Below are 13,736 nucleotides of genomic sequence, written 5' to 3' on the forward strand. Positions count from 1 at the left end.
GATGCTGCCGGTGCTCGAGGCCGTGGTCCAGACCGGCAAGCCGCTCCTGATCATCGCCGAGGACATCGAGGGTGAGGCGCTCGCCACGCTCGTCGTCAACAAGCTCCGCGGCGGCCTGAAGGTCGCGGCCGTGAAGGCGCCGGGCTTCGGTGACCGCCGCAAGGCGATGCTCGAGGACATCGCGATCCTGACCAAGGGCCAGATGATCGCCGAGGACCTCGGCATCAAGCTCGAGAACGTGACGCTCCCGATGCTCGGCCGCGCCAAGCGCGTGCGGATCGAGAAGGAGAACACCACGATCATCGACGGCGTCGGCGAGAAGGCCGACATCGAGGGCCGGATCAGCCAGATCAAGGCGCAGATCGAGGAGACCACCTCGGACTATGACCGCGAGAAGCTTCAGGAGCGTCTGGCCAAGCTCGCGGGCGGCGTCGCGGTGATCCGCGTCGGCGGCGCGACCGAGGTCGAGGTCAAGGAGAAGAAGGACCGCGTCGACGACGCCCTCAACGCCACCCGCGCGGCGGTCGAGGAAGGCATCGTCCCCGGCGGCGGCACCGCGCTCCTGCGCGCCAAGAAGGCGGTCGCTGCCCTGAAGTCCGACATTCCGGACGTCCAGGCCGGCATCAAGATCGTCCTCAAGGCCCTTGAAGCCCCGATCCGCCAGATCGCCCAGAACGCGGGCGTCGAGGGTTCGATCGTGGTCGGCAAGATCACCGACAAGGCGGACTCCGAGACCTACGGCTTCAACGCCCAGACCGAAGAGTACGTCGACATGATCCAGGCCGGCATCGTCGACCCGGCCAAGGTGGTGCGTACCGCCCTGCAGGACGCGGCCTCGGTCGCCGGCCTGCTGGTGACCACTGAGGCGATGGTCGCTGACGCTCCGAAGAAGGACAGCCCTGCTCCGGCGATGCCGGGCGGCGGCATGGGCGGCATGGACTTCTAAGTCCACGCCACCGCGCATGACGGAGGAAGGGGGTCGCCGAGAGGCGGCCCCTTTTCTTTTGGCGCTGCCGTGGCTGCTCGGCGCGCGCGGCGGAGTCCGGTCGGGCTCAGCGGCCTTGACGCGACGCCGGGGCCTGAAGGCGGGCTCGCACGGTGGCAATCAAGGATTGCCGGACACGCTCGGTCGCCTGGAAAGGGATGTCGAAGTTCAGGCTGTGGTAGATCAGGTCGCGGATACCGTCGTGATCGGGGTCTCCGCCGCCGCCCTCGATGACGTCGAGGATCCAGGCATGGATCGCCGCGTGATCCGACGGATCGGGATCCGCGGCGAGGACCAGATGGCCGCCGTGCATCCAATCATCGCGCAGGGCTGCGGATTCTTCGGCGGCTGTTGGCATGACCTGACCTTGCGACTCTGATTGGCGCGGCCGCGACAACAGAGTATCCGCGCGCCGCGATGGAGTTCTTCCACATCAACGGCGGAGCCTCGACGTCGGCGGCGCCGCCGCGTCACCGGTGCGACCGCGCCTCACCCTGCCGCGAAGGCGCACAGCGGTCGAGGGGAGGCCGACGTCTCGGGCTCAGTCCGCGCGTCCGCGGTCGCGCGCGCCGACCGTGACGAGTCCAGCGCGCCGGCGCCCGAAGCCCCGTCTCAAGGCGGTTCGAGTGGCAGGCGACGAACGAAAAACGGGACGGCTTTCGCCGTCCCGTTCAAAGGCTTACCTATCGGCCAAGGAAGATCGAAGCCAGTCGCTGGAGCAGGCCCCGCGGTGCGGGCGGAGGCTCGCTCTGCCCAGGACCGTCCCCGATCTAAGCGTTGGCGGCGAAGGGGTGCTGCGCCGAGTTGCGCTGCTCGGTGACCGTCGAAGCCTTCGGCTCACCGTTGACGGCGCGCTGGATCGACAGCTTGGTCGCCTCGTAGTTGTACTTCTGGATCTTGGCGTCGTCGGCCGCCTCCCAGTGGATGAACACGCCGACCAGGATGTACAGGTCGTCGGCCTCGTCCGCCGGGATGATGCCCTCGGCCACCGCGTCCTGCACGGCCTTGGCAACGCCGTGCTGGGCCGGGCCGAACATCTGGACGGCCTGACGGGCGTCGTTGATGGTGACCTTGTTGAACATCAGGGTGTTCGGCTTGCACGGCAGGTTCGGCGCGATGACCGCGAGCAGGCTGGTGAAGCCGTGCTTGTTGTTCACGAGGCCGTTGCAGAAAGCCGTCTCGGCGGGCGAGCCGCGCGGTCCGATGATGAGATCGATGTGGGCGACCTCGTTGCCCTCGCCGACGAGCGCTTCGCCGACCTGAACCTTGGTGATCTTCGCCATTCGGTGTCTCTCCCTGGATTCCGAAATAGAGCCGCGCGCCGGGCGGTGCCGCGGCCGGGAAGCCATCCTTGTTATCGGCGCCCGACCATGCCGGCCGAGCCGGATGAGCCGAGCCGGTTGGGCCGGACAGCGCGGCGGACCCTACAGCGGGGCCCAGCGGCTCACAACCCGCGCAAGGCTCTGACACGAAGGAATTTCCATCTGTCCGGTGCCGCGATCCCCGGATCGTGCACCTGGGTCAGGCCAGCCGTGCGCCGGCAGCCGCAAGGGCGTCCCAGAACAGCGTCGCGACCGTAAAATCGGCGCTCGTGCCAGGATTGATGGCCCGCGCCTTCAACGACGCGTCGAAGGCCAGCAGCGCGTCGACCGGCCGTGCGGCGAGGTCGATCCCGGCGCGAAGGGCCTCGGCCTCCCGGCGGATGCGTTCGGCCGCCGCGGCGCCGTGCTTGCGGGCGACATGGCTGTCGGGGACCGCCTGGAGAAAGGCGAGATGAATCGCGGTCGTACACCATGTGGGGTCGAGCCCCCCAGCGCGGGCCTCGGCCAGGGCCGCGAGCCCGATCGCCGGCACGTCCGCGAAGTCCGTCACGTAGGCGCGGGCGATCCGGTCCCGGTTGGCGGCCTCCGCCATTGCATCGTGCAGGGCGGCGGGCGCCGCGTGGGCGACGTCGTGGTGCTCGGCTTGGCCGAGGCCGCCCGGATTGGCGAGGCGGATGGCCGCGAAGACGGCGTCCGCATCCGTGGTGTTCAGCGTCTTGAGCGCCGTCGCGACGGTCAGGCCCCGCTCGGCCGCGACGGCCAGGGGGGCGCAGAGGAGCAGGATGCCGAGATTGGTGTTCTGGCCCACCGCCGCCATCGTGGCGGCGACGCCGTCGCGGATCCGCATGCCCACGCCGGCGCCCGCCCGGGCCAGGGCCGGCGCCGAGACATCGGCGCTGATGACGAAATCCGCCAGCACCATGCGATGGCCGGGCGCGTAGGCGTGGACATTGCCGGGCTTGAGGGCGTCGAGCTCCGCGAGGCAGGCGGCCCGGTAGAGCGTGCCGATCAGCGCCGCGTCGAGGCCGCTCATCCCGGTTCCGCTCGTGCCGGGTCCGCTCATGCCACCACGAGCCGGGGACGGCTGGCGCCGCGGGCCGCGGCGAGGAAGCCGCGCACCACCGCGGCGGCGATATCGGTCTCGCACACGGTCTGCAGGCCCGACCAGGCCGGCATGGAATTGACCTCCAGGACCGAGAACCCGCCCTCCCCGTCCTCGACGAGGTCGACGCCGGAATAATCGACGCCGACCGCGGCGGCGGCCGCCTCGGCCAGCTCGGCGGCGGCGCGCGGCATCGCCCAGGGGAGCGGCCGGCCGCCCCGGTGGACGTTGGTGATCCAGCCGTCGCCCTCGCGGATCATGCCGGCGATGGCCCGTCCGTCGCAGACGAACACCCGGTAATCGCGCCACAATCCGTCCCGGCGGGGAACGTAGCGCTGGAGATAGTAGACCCGCGCCACCGCCTCCTCGTCGGGAAGGTCTTCCGGGCGCTCGATGAGGGCAAGTCCCTCGCCTTGTGACCCGAACAGCGGCTTCAGCACCAGGGGCGCACCCGGCCGTGCCTCGGCGGCGACCAGGGACGCCGCCGCCTCGCGCTTCGAGAAGACCCAGGTCTCCGGCGTCGGGAGCCCGGCCCGGTCGATGAGCAGCGACGTGGCGGCCTTGTCCACCGAGCGCTCGATCGCGGTCGGGGCGTTCCAGACGGTGACACCAGACGCGACAAGGGCGTGCAGCACCCCGAGCCGCATCGTCGTCGCCTCGAAGGTGCCGCCCGCAATGGTCCGCATCAGCACGCCGTCCGGCAGCGCGTCCGGGAAGCCCGGCACGCGCAGGGGCTCGCTGCCGCCCGTGACCACGGCGACGTCCGCCAGGGAGAACAGGACCGGCTCCACGCCGCTCGCGCGCAGGGCCGCCAGCAGGCGGTTCTTGTGCCAGGTGCCGTTATCGGCCGCGAGCCCGATGCGCATGGGGGTCCTGATCGTCACGCTGCCACCCGCCTGCGGGGGGGCCAGGAAGATGTCGCCGTCCGGATCCGGTTGGGGCTCCCTCTCCCGCAGGGGAGAGGGAGCCCGGCGTGCTTCACGCGAAGGACGCGTCGACCAGCGTCGGCTCCAGACGGCCGCCGCGGTAGGTGACGCCGGTGCGCACCGACGTGACGATCGCCTCGGCCGGCGAGAACAGGGCGCCGTCGATCTTGTAGAAGTCGCCGTTCACCCGGCCGAAGATGTCGGCGAAAGGCGCGCCATGGTCGCTCGACGTCGTCGAGGGCAGCTGTTCGGCGAGCTGCCTGGCATCGGCATCGTCGGCATCCACGAAGAGCTGCACGCGTCCGCCGTAGATGATCGCGTCGTTGGTGCGGCCCATCGCCTTGATGAAGTCCGGGTGCGGCGGCGACAGCGGCGCCGAGCCGATCCCGTCCACGATGGCGTGCAGGTCGAAGCCGACCGTGTGGGCCTTGTGGAGGGCGACCTCGAGGACGCGGGCCACGACCTGGGTGGAGCCGGCGAGGCTCTGGGTCGGCGCGAAGATGAAGGTCAGGTCCTCGGGCTTCAGGCCGGAGGCCTCGGCGACCTTGGCGACGACGCTCTCCGGCGGCCCGCCCGCCGCTTCCAGCACGAGGGCAGTCTTCGTGGCGGAGTCGCGAAAGCCGAGTTCCTGGTACAGGTCCTCGACGGCCGCCACCGCCCGGCCGGGCCCCGAGCCGAGGGCGAAGAAGCCGGAATCACCGGTCTCGTCCGCGAGGCTCCAGCCCGCATACTGGCTCCCCAGACAGGCGAGGACCGGGTCGGCGGCGTGGACCGTCACCGAATAGGGCCAGGAGGCGATCGGTCCGGTCGGCGCGATCGTGACGGTGCCGAGGCCGCCGAGGCAGATCTCGGCGATGCGCCGCCCGGCTTCGATCGACCCCCTTGCCTGCGCGCCGGCATCGACCATCCGGGCGCCGCCGGCCGCCTGCGTCACGGAGAGCCGCAGCGTCGCGGCATCCGCCACGAGCCGCTCGACGAGGGGCGCCGCGAGCGCGTTGATGCTGGGATAGGATTGGCTGGCACTCATGACAGGGCTTCCTCGGGGTGAGTTTTCTTCGCCGCGCAGACGGCCCGCAGGCGCGCCGTGTGCGTTTCCAACAGGGCGAGCACCTCCGCCCGGTCCGCGCCTTCGGCCAGCACCGTGCAGAGCGGCGCGTCGCGGCGGACCACCGCGCCGGGGCACGGACGGTCGCGCACGCAGTCCGGCCACTCGAGGTCCGGAACAGGCGCAAGCTCCCGGTCCGCGTAACAGATCTGCGCGGCCGCCGCATCCGCCGGATGCGGCCCGGGGTCCGGCATCGTGCCGAGGCTGGCCGCGATATGGGCGGGAAGCAGCGGAATCCCGCGCCGGTCGAGGATGTCCAGCGTCGCGCCGGGCCGGGGATTGATCTCGGTGAGCCACCACGCCGAACCCTCGACCAGCAGGTCGGCGCTGGCGAGCCCCCGCAAGCCGGTCGCGGCGACGATCCGCTCGGTGCCGGCGGCGATGGCGTCCACGAGCGCAACGGGGAGCGCCGGGGCTTCCCCGGCACCGCGGGCCAGGGCCCCGGCATAGCGGAAGGGACGGATCGGCGACGGCGCGCACCATTGCTCGGTGACGGCGAGGATGCGGATCGTCCGGCCGTCGGCGAGGAAGTTCAAGGCGTGCGGCCGGCCCGGTACGCGTTGCTGGAAGTAGTGGCCCTGCGGTGCCGGCGACCGGGTCGCAGCCCGGATGTGGTTGCCGCCGCTGCCGCCCGCGCGCTTGAGCAGCCACGCCCGCGGATCCGGCGGCGGGTCGGTTGCCACCGCGGGATGCGGCACGCCGAGGCGTGTGCAGAGGGCCGCGAAGGCCAGGGGCGCCTTGAGGGTCGAGACGGTCTCGGCCGACGCGCCGATCAGCCGGTGCCGCGCGGCGAGGCGCCCGATCAAGTCCGGCGCGTCCTCGAAGCCACTGCCCAGAATGAGCCCGATCGGGCGGCCGGCGGCTACGGCCAGATGGTCGAGCGCGGCCACCGTCGCGTCCGCGGCCGGCGCGGTTCCGAAGCGGCCGGGCAGCGGCCGGTAGGCCTCGGCGGCGGCGAGCGTATCCGCGTCCCCGAACAGATCGGCTACGTAAGGACGAAGCCCGGCACGCCGCGCCGCCTCGGCCAGGGCGCGCCCGGCCTGGGCGGCGATCAGGACCGCATCCGCCATCCGGGGCCGGCTCGTATCGGACTAGCCGGCGATCTCCACTGCGAGCGCGTAGGCGTCGCGGAAGTCGAGGCAGAGCGGCGTGTCGGAGGCGAGCATCCGGTCGAACAGGCGCCGCTGCGTCTGGTACTTCACGTTGCCGACTGCCAGCGCGCCGATGCCGACGCCCTTGCCGGTGGGCAGGGCGACGTCGACCGCGTTCACGTCGATCCCCGCGATGCCGGCAGGCGGCACGGCGTTGACGTCCGAGGCGACGAGCAGCTTCGGCGCCGACTTCAGGTCCTCCGCGGTGAGGATCGGGATGCCCGCCGGCCCGGCGGAGAGGATGACGTCGGCGTCGCGGATGGCGGCGCGGCGATCCTCGGGGGTCGTGCCGTCGACAGCGCCGACCTCGATGCCGAAGCGCCACTTCATCGTGAAGGCGATCTTCGAGACCCGCTCCTCGCCGTCGTGCCCGACCAGAACGGTGGTGGCGCCCTGCAGGGCGCCGATCACCGCGGCCACGTAGGCGACGACGCCGGCGCCGCCGAAGATCACGATGCGCTTGCCGGTGAGGTCGGTGTTGAACTTCTGCCGCAGGGCGCGGGAGACCTGGGCCACCATGGCCGCGCCGGTGGTGAACGAGCCGGCCGGATCTGCGAAGACGTGATTCACGAAGGGCGGCACGAAGGCCTTCTTGGCGCGGTCGACCATGTCGAGGGCGTCCTCGGCGTTCTTGCCGCCGATGAAGATGCCCGTTCGCGTCCCGTCGGCCGGCGACCGCGAGAAGATCGAATCCTGGGTCAGCGAGACAACGTCGGCGAGGCTGACCTCGGTGTAGGTCACCACCGTCTCGAACCCGGCATCCACGGCCATGTTCACGTCGAACGGGCTCATGTGCCGGAGCGGCGTCAGCATGTGGAGGATCGAGCGGGCCATGAAATCCTCATGCGGCGCGCGACAGATGCGCCTGTCCACCGTCCAAACCCGGAGCGGTGCCCCGGGTCAAGCCCGGGGTGGGCGGCTCACGCCGGACCGGTTACCGAAGCGCCACTGTTGCGGCCCCGGGCGATGACGAACCGGAGCGGGCCGCCGCGGTCGAGGCCGGCCACCAGGGCGCGGGCCTCGGCCTCGGACGCCATCAGGGCGAAGCCGGTCGGCCCCCAGGAGGACTGCCCGTAGCCCGGCACGCCCTGCGCGGCGATGCTCGCCAGCGCCTCCGCCACCGCGGCGCTGGCGTAGCGGCCCCCCTGATGGGGCGCGAAATGGTCGCCGATCAGCGTCTGGATTCGGGTGATCCCGGCACCGAAGCCCTGGGGCTCGGCCAGGGCGACCGCGGGCAGGACCTGCATCAGCGCGATCCGGCAGATCTCCGCCGCCTGGGCCTCGGGAAAGCGCGGCAGATCGCGGAACGCCTCGACCTCGCGCGTCCCGTGCACGCCCGCCATGCCCGGATCGAGGATCAGGACGATCCGCCAGGCCTCGGGATAGGGCAGACGCGCGATGACCGGAGGCGGGCCCCCGTCCGCGCCGCGGCCGCCATCGACGATCAGGCCGCCCTCCGTGAAGGCGCGCAGGCCCACGCCGGACCGGTTGCCCCGGTCCAGGGTTGCCGCGAAGGCATCCGGCGCGAAGGGCTCGCCGCTGAGCCGTGCCATGGCTGCCGCCACCGCGAGGGCGAGCTGCGTGCCCGAACCGAAACCGGCATGGGCCGGGATGACCCGCTCCACCGTCACCGCCACGTCTTCGCCGTGCCCGAGATGGGCGGCGGCGGCACGGACATAGCCGCGCACGCGGTCGGCTTCGGGTCCCTCCACGGAAGGCCGCGCTGCCCGACGGGCGCTCAGGGCGAGGGACGGCGCATCGATGGCGAGCCCGATGCTGCCGAACCGGCGGCCGAGACCGCCGTGCAGGTCCAGGAATCCGAAATGCAGCCGTGCCGGGGCCTCGACCCGCACGGCACCGTCCGCTGCCACCTCGTTCCTTTCAGGGACCTCGCCCAACACACGTCCCTCGAATCCCGCAGGCCCGGCGCATGCGCGGCGCGCTTTTCACACGTGGCCCGGGGCCAGGCAACTTGGACAGGCCTGGATCGCACCGCCATCACGGCAATTCCGGCGCTCGGTTCCAGTTCAGGTTGCGCGGTCGCTCGGCCTGTCCGCACAAGGTGTCCGCAGGATCGCGGGGCGGCGCCGGCCCATCCGCGCAATCCACCTCGCGAACCACCTTGCAAACCCCCTGGCGATCCACCTTGCGATGCGGATCGCCGCCGGACCCCCCTTGCCGCGGTGCGCGGATGAATGCAAACCTAGGGGTTGCGACGGCGCGCCGAGTTTGCCGCTGCCCGGACATGCCGGGCGGATGCGCCATTCCGATTCGGTGGGGAACCCTCATGCTGAGGCGCACCTGCTTCGTCCGGTCTTACGGCCGTCGCCCGCTCCGAAACCAAGCAAGAACGTTGCGAGAGGGAGCATGGCAGCCTGGGTGAAGGGTGGCGCGACGGACGCGGGCACCGCCGTCGAGGCGGCCGCATCCCTGCTCGCCAAGGCGCGCGCGCCGGTGATCGCCGGCCTCAGCGCCGACGTGGCTGCGATCCGCGCAGCCTATGATCTCGCGGGGCGCATCGGCGCCTCGGTCGATACCGCCGGCGCGGCCGGGACCTATGCCGAGCTCGGAGCGCTGAGCCGGGTCGGTGCCCTCACGACGACGCCTGCCGAGGCCGTCGGACGCGCCGACACGGTTCTCGTCGTCGGTGCCGCCCCCTGGCAGGCGCCGCTCATGAAACGCCTGATCGACGCCAAGCCGACCCGTGGGCGTGCCGCCGGATCCGACAGGGCCCTCCTGGCGGTGGGTGCGAACGCCGGTGCGGCGCTGGCCTGGCCCGCCGATGGCGGGCTGCCGGAGGCCGTGGCCGAGCTGCGGGCCTATGCCCGCGGGCATCTCGCCGGTGACGCCTTGCCGGGTCAGATCGCGTCCCGGCTCGCGGCCGCGCAGTACGGCGTGCTGCTCTACGATCCGGCCGAACTCGGCGAGTTCGGTGTCGAGATGCTCCAGGGCCTCGCCATGGAGCTAAGCGAAACCACACGCTGCTTCACCCTGGCGGTCGGTGCGGCCGGGCAGGACCGGGCCGTCGTGCCGGTCTCGGCCTGGACGACCGGTCAGGCGCCCCGCAGCGGCTTCGGGCGCCGCGTCCCCGAGCATGATCCCTGGCGCTTCGACGCCGCCCGGCAGGTCGCTGCCGGCGAGGCCGACGCCGTTCTCTGGCTCGGTGCCGTCCCGGTGGCGCGCCCGGAATGGCTGTCCGCGGTGCCGTCCGTGGCTCTGGTCGCGGAAGGCGAGGCGCAGGCTGCCGAGGTGGTGATCTCTGTCGGCCAGCCTGGCCGCGACCACGGCGGCGTCCTGTGGAACGAGCAGCGCGCCGCCCTGACCTTCTGGCCGGCCACTGCGCCGTCGGATCTGCCGTCGGCCGCGTCGGTGCTGGCCGCGCTCAAGGAGCGTCTGGCCACGGTGCAGGCCGCGTCGAGGAGTGATTCCGCATGCTGAGCGTGATCCGGGGCGGGCGCGTCGTCGATCCGACCGCGTCCCGCGATTCTGTCGGTGACGTCTGGATCGAGGATGGCCGCATCATCGAACCGCCGGGCCGCGAGCCCGACGCCGTGATCGATGCGGCGGGCTGCGTGGTGATGGCCGGCGGCGTCGAGGTGCATTCGCACATCGCCGGCGGCAACGTGATCACCTCGCGGCTGCTCCTGCCCGACCTCTACGTGAGCGAGGCGGCCCCCGACGGCCATCCCTTCGCCCATGCGGGCGGGGCCGCGGCCTGGATCGGCTCGACCTACGCGCGGATGGGCTACACCACGGCCGTCGAGCCGGCGATGCCGCCGACCCACGCCCTGGGCACGCAGCTCGAGCTCGCCGACATCCCGCTGCTCGACCGCGGCGCCCTCACGGTGATGGGCAACGACGACCAGCTTCTGGAGATGCTGCGCGAGCGCCAGGGCGGCAACGCCGTGCGCGACCTCGTCGCCCTGTCGGTCGCCCAGTCCCGCGGCCTCGGGGTGAAGTGCATCAACGCGGGCGGCGCCTCCGCCTTCAAGGACGGGGCGCTGCGCCTGTCGCTGGACGACGAGATCCCCTGCTACGGGCTCTCGACCCGGCAGATCATGGGCTCGCTCCTCGACGCGGTCGAGGAGATCGGCGTCCCGCACCCGCTGCACGTCCACTGCAACAACCTGGGCCTGCCCGGAGCGGACGACAGCTTCATGGCGACCCTGGATGCAGCGGAGGGCCGGCGCATCCACTTCGCCCACGCGCAGTTCTACGCCTACGGCGCGGTCGATCCGGCCAATCCCGGCACCGGCGGTTTCCGCTCGGCCGCCGAGCGCATCGCGCAGGCGATCGCCGACAATCCGAACGCCACCCTCGACATCGGGCAGGTGGTGTTCGGCCAGACGGTGACGGTGTCCCTCGACATCCTCCGTCAGTTCGCGGGCCGGAAGGGCGCGAAGCCGAAGAAGTGGGTGCTGAACGCGGGCGACGCCGAAGGCGGCGGCGTGGTGCCGTTCCTGTACCGGCCCCGGGGCCCGACCAGCTCGCTGCAATGGGCGATCGGCCTGGAGATCATGCTGCTCTCCACCGATCCGGAGCGGACGATCCTGACGACCGACCACCCGAACGGTGGCCCGTTCACCCAGTACCCGCGCATCATCCACCTGCTGATGGACAAGTCGGAGCGTGACCGCGAGATCGCGACGCTGCCCAAGATCGTGGGCGAGCGCTCCGGCCTTCCTGGCCTGGAGCGCGAGTACACGCTCTCGGAAATCGCGCAGCTGACCCGGTCGGGTCCGGCCAAGCTGCTGGGGCTGGACGACCGCGGCCATCTGCGGGCCGGTGCCCGGGCGGACGTGGCGGTCTACCGGGACGACACCGACCGAACCGCGATGTTCACCGCCGCCAAGCTCGTCCTCAAGGACGGCGTGCCGATCGTCGAGGACGGCGAGGTGGTGGAATGGCGGGCCGGCCGGACGCTGTCGCTGACGGTCGAGTCCGACAAGGCCATGGCGAAGCGCGCCGACACCTACCTGACGGAGCGGTTCGGCGAGGGCCTCGACAGCTTCGCCGTGCCCGACGCGGCCTTCGGCGACGGTCCGGACAATTTCGAGGCGGTGCCATGCCGGTTGTGATCAGAGGGGCGAGCCGCGGGAAGAACGATGTCTGATCTCTCCCTCAACGGCATCCCGGTCATCGACACCTTCGCGGAGGCGTTCGATGTGGCCGGCACCGCCATCATCGTCACGAACGACACCGCCAAGTGGGCGATGATCGCCGCCACCACGATGACGGGCTTCGCCACCTCGGTGATCGGCTGCGGCGCTGAGGCGGGCATCGACGCCGAGCTGTCGCCGGAGGAGACTCCCGACGGGCGGCCGGGCGTGCGCATCCTGCTGTTCGGCTTCGAGCCGAACGGCCTCAAGGACCAGCTGATCAAGCGGGTCGGCCAGTGCATCCTCACCTGCCCGGGCACCGCCTGCTACGCCGGCGTCGACGGGCCGACCAAGATCAAGCTCGGCGGCGCGATCCGCTATTTCGGTGACGGCTTCGCGGTGGCCAAGCGCCTGCCCGACGCCACCGGCAAGGCCCGGCGCTACTGGCGCATCCCGGTGATGGACGGCGAGTTCCTCTGCGAGGACACGGTCCGAGCCGTAGACGGCGCGGTCGGTGGCGGCAACCTGCTGTTCCTCGGCCGCAACCACGCCGAGACGCTGAAGGTCGCCGAGATCGCCGTGGAGGCCGCCAAGGCGGTGCCGGGCGCGATCCTGCCGTTCCCCGGCGGCATCGTCCGTTCCGGCTCCAAGGTCGGCGGCCGGACCAAGGGCATGATGGCCTCGACCAACGACGCTTACTGCCCGACCCTCAAGGGGCGCGCCGGCTCGGCGCTCCCGGCCGAATGCGGCGTGGTGCTGGAGATCGTGATCGACGCCCTGACCTCGCAGGGCGTGTCCGACTCGATGCGCGCCGGCCTGCACGCGGCCACCGAGATCGGCGGCAAGCACGGGCTGATCGCGGTCACGGCCGGAAATTACGGCGGCAATCTCGGCCGCCACCACTACCATCTGCGCGACCTGATCGCGCGCGACGACGCCAAGACGGAGGGCTGAGCCGTGAGCACCCTCACCCTGCGTGCGGCTCCGCCGGAGCGCCTGGACTTCCTCAACATCAACCCCGCGGCTCTGAGCCGCCTGTCGCAGGGCGAAGCCGAGCGCCTGGAGGTCGGGACCACCCGGACCGGCGTGCGCCTCGGCGACTGCTTCGCCGTCTCGTTGGACGGCTCCGACACCCTGACCCTCGAGGGCGGCCACGAGCGTCTCGACCGGGTCGGCGCCTCCCTGTCGGCGGGCACGATCCGGGTCACCGGCGATGTCGGCCAGCGCCTCGGCGCCGGCATGGCGGGCGGCCGCGTCACCGTCACAGGCCATGCCGGGCCCTATGCGGCCTCCGGCGCCACCGGCGGCACGATCACCATCGAGGGCGATGCCGGAGATTACGCCGGCGGTGCGGTCTATGCCGCCAAGGCCGGGCTCGACGGTGCGACCCTGATCATTCGCGGCACGGCCGGCGCCCATCTCGGCGACCGGATGCGGCGCGGGACGATCGTGGCCGGACGCGCGGGGGCCTTCGCGGGATCGCGCATGATCGCCGGAACCCTGGCGGCCCTCGCGGTGGGCGATCACCCCGGTCTCGGCATGCGCCGCGGAACGCTTCTCCTGGGTGCGCACGGCCGGATGGCTTCGACCTTCGTGGAGACGGGGACGCACGATCTCGTGTTCCTCCGGCTCCTGGCGAAGGCGCTGCGCGGCCTCAGCGCCGAGCATGCCGACCTGCTCGCCAAGCCGCTGCGTCGCTACTCGGGCGACCTCGCCACCATCGCCAAGGGCGAGATCTGGGTCGCGGCCTGACGCCGCCTGGGCAAGGGGCGTGGACGCGTCCTATGCTCTCCGCCAAGCCGGCCCGATCGAGGCCGGCAACCCGGGGACACGCCCATGTTGCTGCTGCTGTCGATCTGCCTCGTCGCCCAACCCTCGACCTGCCGCGAGGACCGGATCGAGATGTCGTTCGAGAAAGCGAGCCCGTTCGTCTGCCTGCGCAACTCGCAGAGTGCGCTGGCGACCTGGCAGGCCGCGCATCCCGAATGGCACGTGGAACGCTGGCGCTGCGCCGCCAAGGGCAGCCTGCCGAAGGAGCTGTGACGG

At 71.7% G+C, this 13,736-nt stretch carries 14 protein-coding genes; 6 read left to right on the forward strand and 8 right to left on the reverse strand.

Features of this window, described 5'->3' with window-relative positions; translation table 11 throughout:
* On the forward strand, positions 1–946 hold a 946-nt coding region (groEL, locus tag PQI07_RS00005; RefSeq protein ID WP_274925760.1), incomplete at its 5' end, for a chaperonin GroEL.
* Between the two features lie 106 nt (positions 947–1,052).
* Here groEL and PQI07_RS00010 read toward each other — a convergent pair.
* The 8 genes from PQI07_RS00010 to PQI07_RS00045 all read right to left on the reverse strand — a co-directional run bounded on the left by PQI07_RS00010 (position 1,053) and on the right by PQI07_RS00045 (position 8,489).
* Positions 1,053–1,382, reverse strand: a complete 330-nt coding sequence (locus PQI07_RS00010; protein ID WP_236952855.1) for a hypothetical protein — start codon at positions 1,380–1,382, stop codon at positions 1,053–1,055.
* A gap of 373 nt (positions 1,383–1,755) precedes the next feature.
* Positions 1,756–2,268, reverse strand: a complete 513-nt coding sequence (fae, locus tag PQI07_RS00015) for a 5,6,7,8-tetrahydromethanopterin hydro-lyase (protein WP_043353182.1) — start codon at positions 2,266–2,268, stop codon at positions 1,756–1,758.
* A 238-nt stretch (positions 2,269–2,506) separates the two neighbouring features.
* Positions 2,507–3,340: a triphosphoribosyl-dephospho-CoA synthase gene (locus PQI07_RS00020; protein WP_274925761.1), complete on the reverse strand. Its 834-nt coding sequence runs from the start codon at positions 3,338–3,340 to the stop codon at positions 2,507–2,509.
* A gap of 26 nt (positions 3,341–3,366) precedes the next feature.
* Positions 3,367–4,275: an ATP-grasp domain-containing protein gene (locus PQI07_RS00025; RefSeq protein ID WP_043383731.1), complete on the reverse strand. Its 909-nt coding sequence runs from the start codon at positions 4,273–4,275 to the stop codon at positions 3,367–3,369.
* A 112-nt stretch (positions 4,276–4,387) separates the two neighbouring features.
* Positions 4,388–5,362, reverse strand: a complete 975-nt coding sequence (gene mch, locus PQI07_RS00030; protein ID WP_043357116.1) for a methenyltetrahydromethanopterin cyclohydrolase — start codon at positions 5,360–5,362, stop codon at positions 4,388–4,390.
* Entirely contained in the window at positions 5,359–6,510 is a 1,152-nt protein-coding gene (locus PQI07_RS00035; RefSeq protein WP_274925762.1) for an ATP-grasp domain-containing protein, read from the reverse strand. Before PQI07_RS00035 ends, mch begins: the two co-directional genes overlap by 4 nt.
* A gap of 21 nt (positions 6,511–6,531) precedes the next feature.
* Complete coding sequence (locus PQI07_RS00040) at positions 6,532–7,425, reverse strand: NAD(P)-dependent methylenetetrahydromethanopterin dehydrogenase (protein WP_043357114.1); 894 nt, start codon at positions 7,423–7,425, stop codon at positions 6,532–6,534.
* A gap of 86 nt (positions 7,426–7,511) precedes the next feature.
* A complete protein-coding gene (locus PQI07_RS00045) occupies positions 7,512–8,489 on the reverse strand; it encodes a beta-ribofuranosylaminobenzene 5'-phosphate synthase family protein (RefSeq protein WP_043383727.1) in 978 nt (325 codons plus the stop codon).
* Between the two features lie 469 nt (positions 8,490–8,958).
* Here PQI07_RS00045 and PQI07_RS00050 point away from each other — a divergent pair, with 469 nt between their 5' ends.
* The 5 genes from PQI07_RS00050 (at position 8,959) to PQI07_RS00070 (ending at position 13,733) form a co-directional block, all read left to right on the forward strand.
* The gene (locus PQI07_RS00050) at positions 8,959–10,029 is read left to right on the forward strand and encodes a molybdopterin-binding domain-containing protein (protein WP_274925763.1); all 1,071 of its coding nucleotides are present in this window, start codon (positions 8,959–8,961) and stop codon (positions 10,027–10,029) included.
* Positions 10,023–11,669 carry a formylmethanofuran dehydrogenase subunit A gene (locus PQI07_RS00055; protein WP_274925764.1) on the forward strand — a complete coding sequence of 549 codons (1,647 nt, stop codon included), beginning with the start codon at positions 10,023–10,025 and terminating at the stop codon, positions 11,667–11,669. The genes PQI07_RS00050 and PQI07_RS00055 overlap by 7 nt, the downstream gene beginning before the upstream one ends.
* Positions 11,670–11,696: 27 nt before the next feature.
* Positions 11,697–12,644 carry a formylmethanofuran--tetrahydromethanopterin N-formyltransferase gene (fhcD, locus tag PQI07_RS00060; RefSeq protein WP_043357106.1) on the forward strand — a complete coding sequence of 316 codons (948 nt, stop codon included), beginning with the start codon at positions 11,697–11,699 and terminating at the stop codon, positions 12,642–12,644.
* A gap of 3 nt (positions 12,645–12,647) precedes the next feature.
* Positions 12,648–13,442: a formylmethanofuran dehydrogenase subunit C gene (locus tag PQI07_RS00065; protein ID WP_043357104.1), complete on the forward strand. Its 795-nt coding sequence runs from the start codon at positions 12,648–12,650 to the stop codon at positions 13,440–13,442.
* An 84-nt stretch (positions 13,443–13,526) separates the two neighbouring features.
* Positions 13,527–13,733 carry a hypothetical protein gene (locus tag PQI07_RS00070; RefSeq protein ID WP_043755620.1) on the forward strand — a complete coding sequence of 69 codons (207 nt, stop codon included), beginning with the start codon at positions 13,527–13,529 and terminating at the stop codon, positions 13,731–13,733.
* Positions 13,734–13,736: the final 3 nt, after the last annotated feature.

Source organism: Methylobacterium sp. 092160098-2, assembly GCF_028920805.1.
GTDB classification, from domain to species: Bacteria; Pseudomonadota; Alphaproteobacteria; order Rhizobiales; family Beijerinckiaceae; genus Methylobacterium; species Methylobacterium fujisawaense.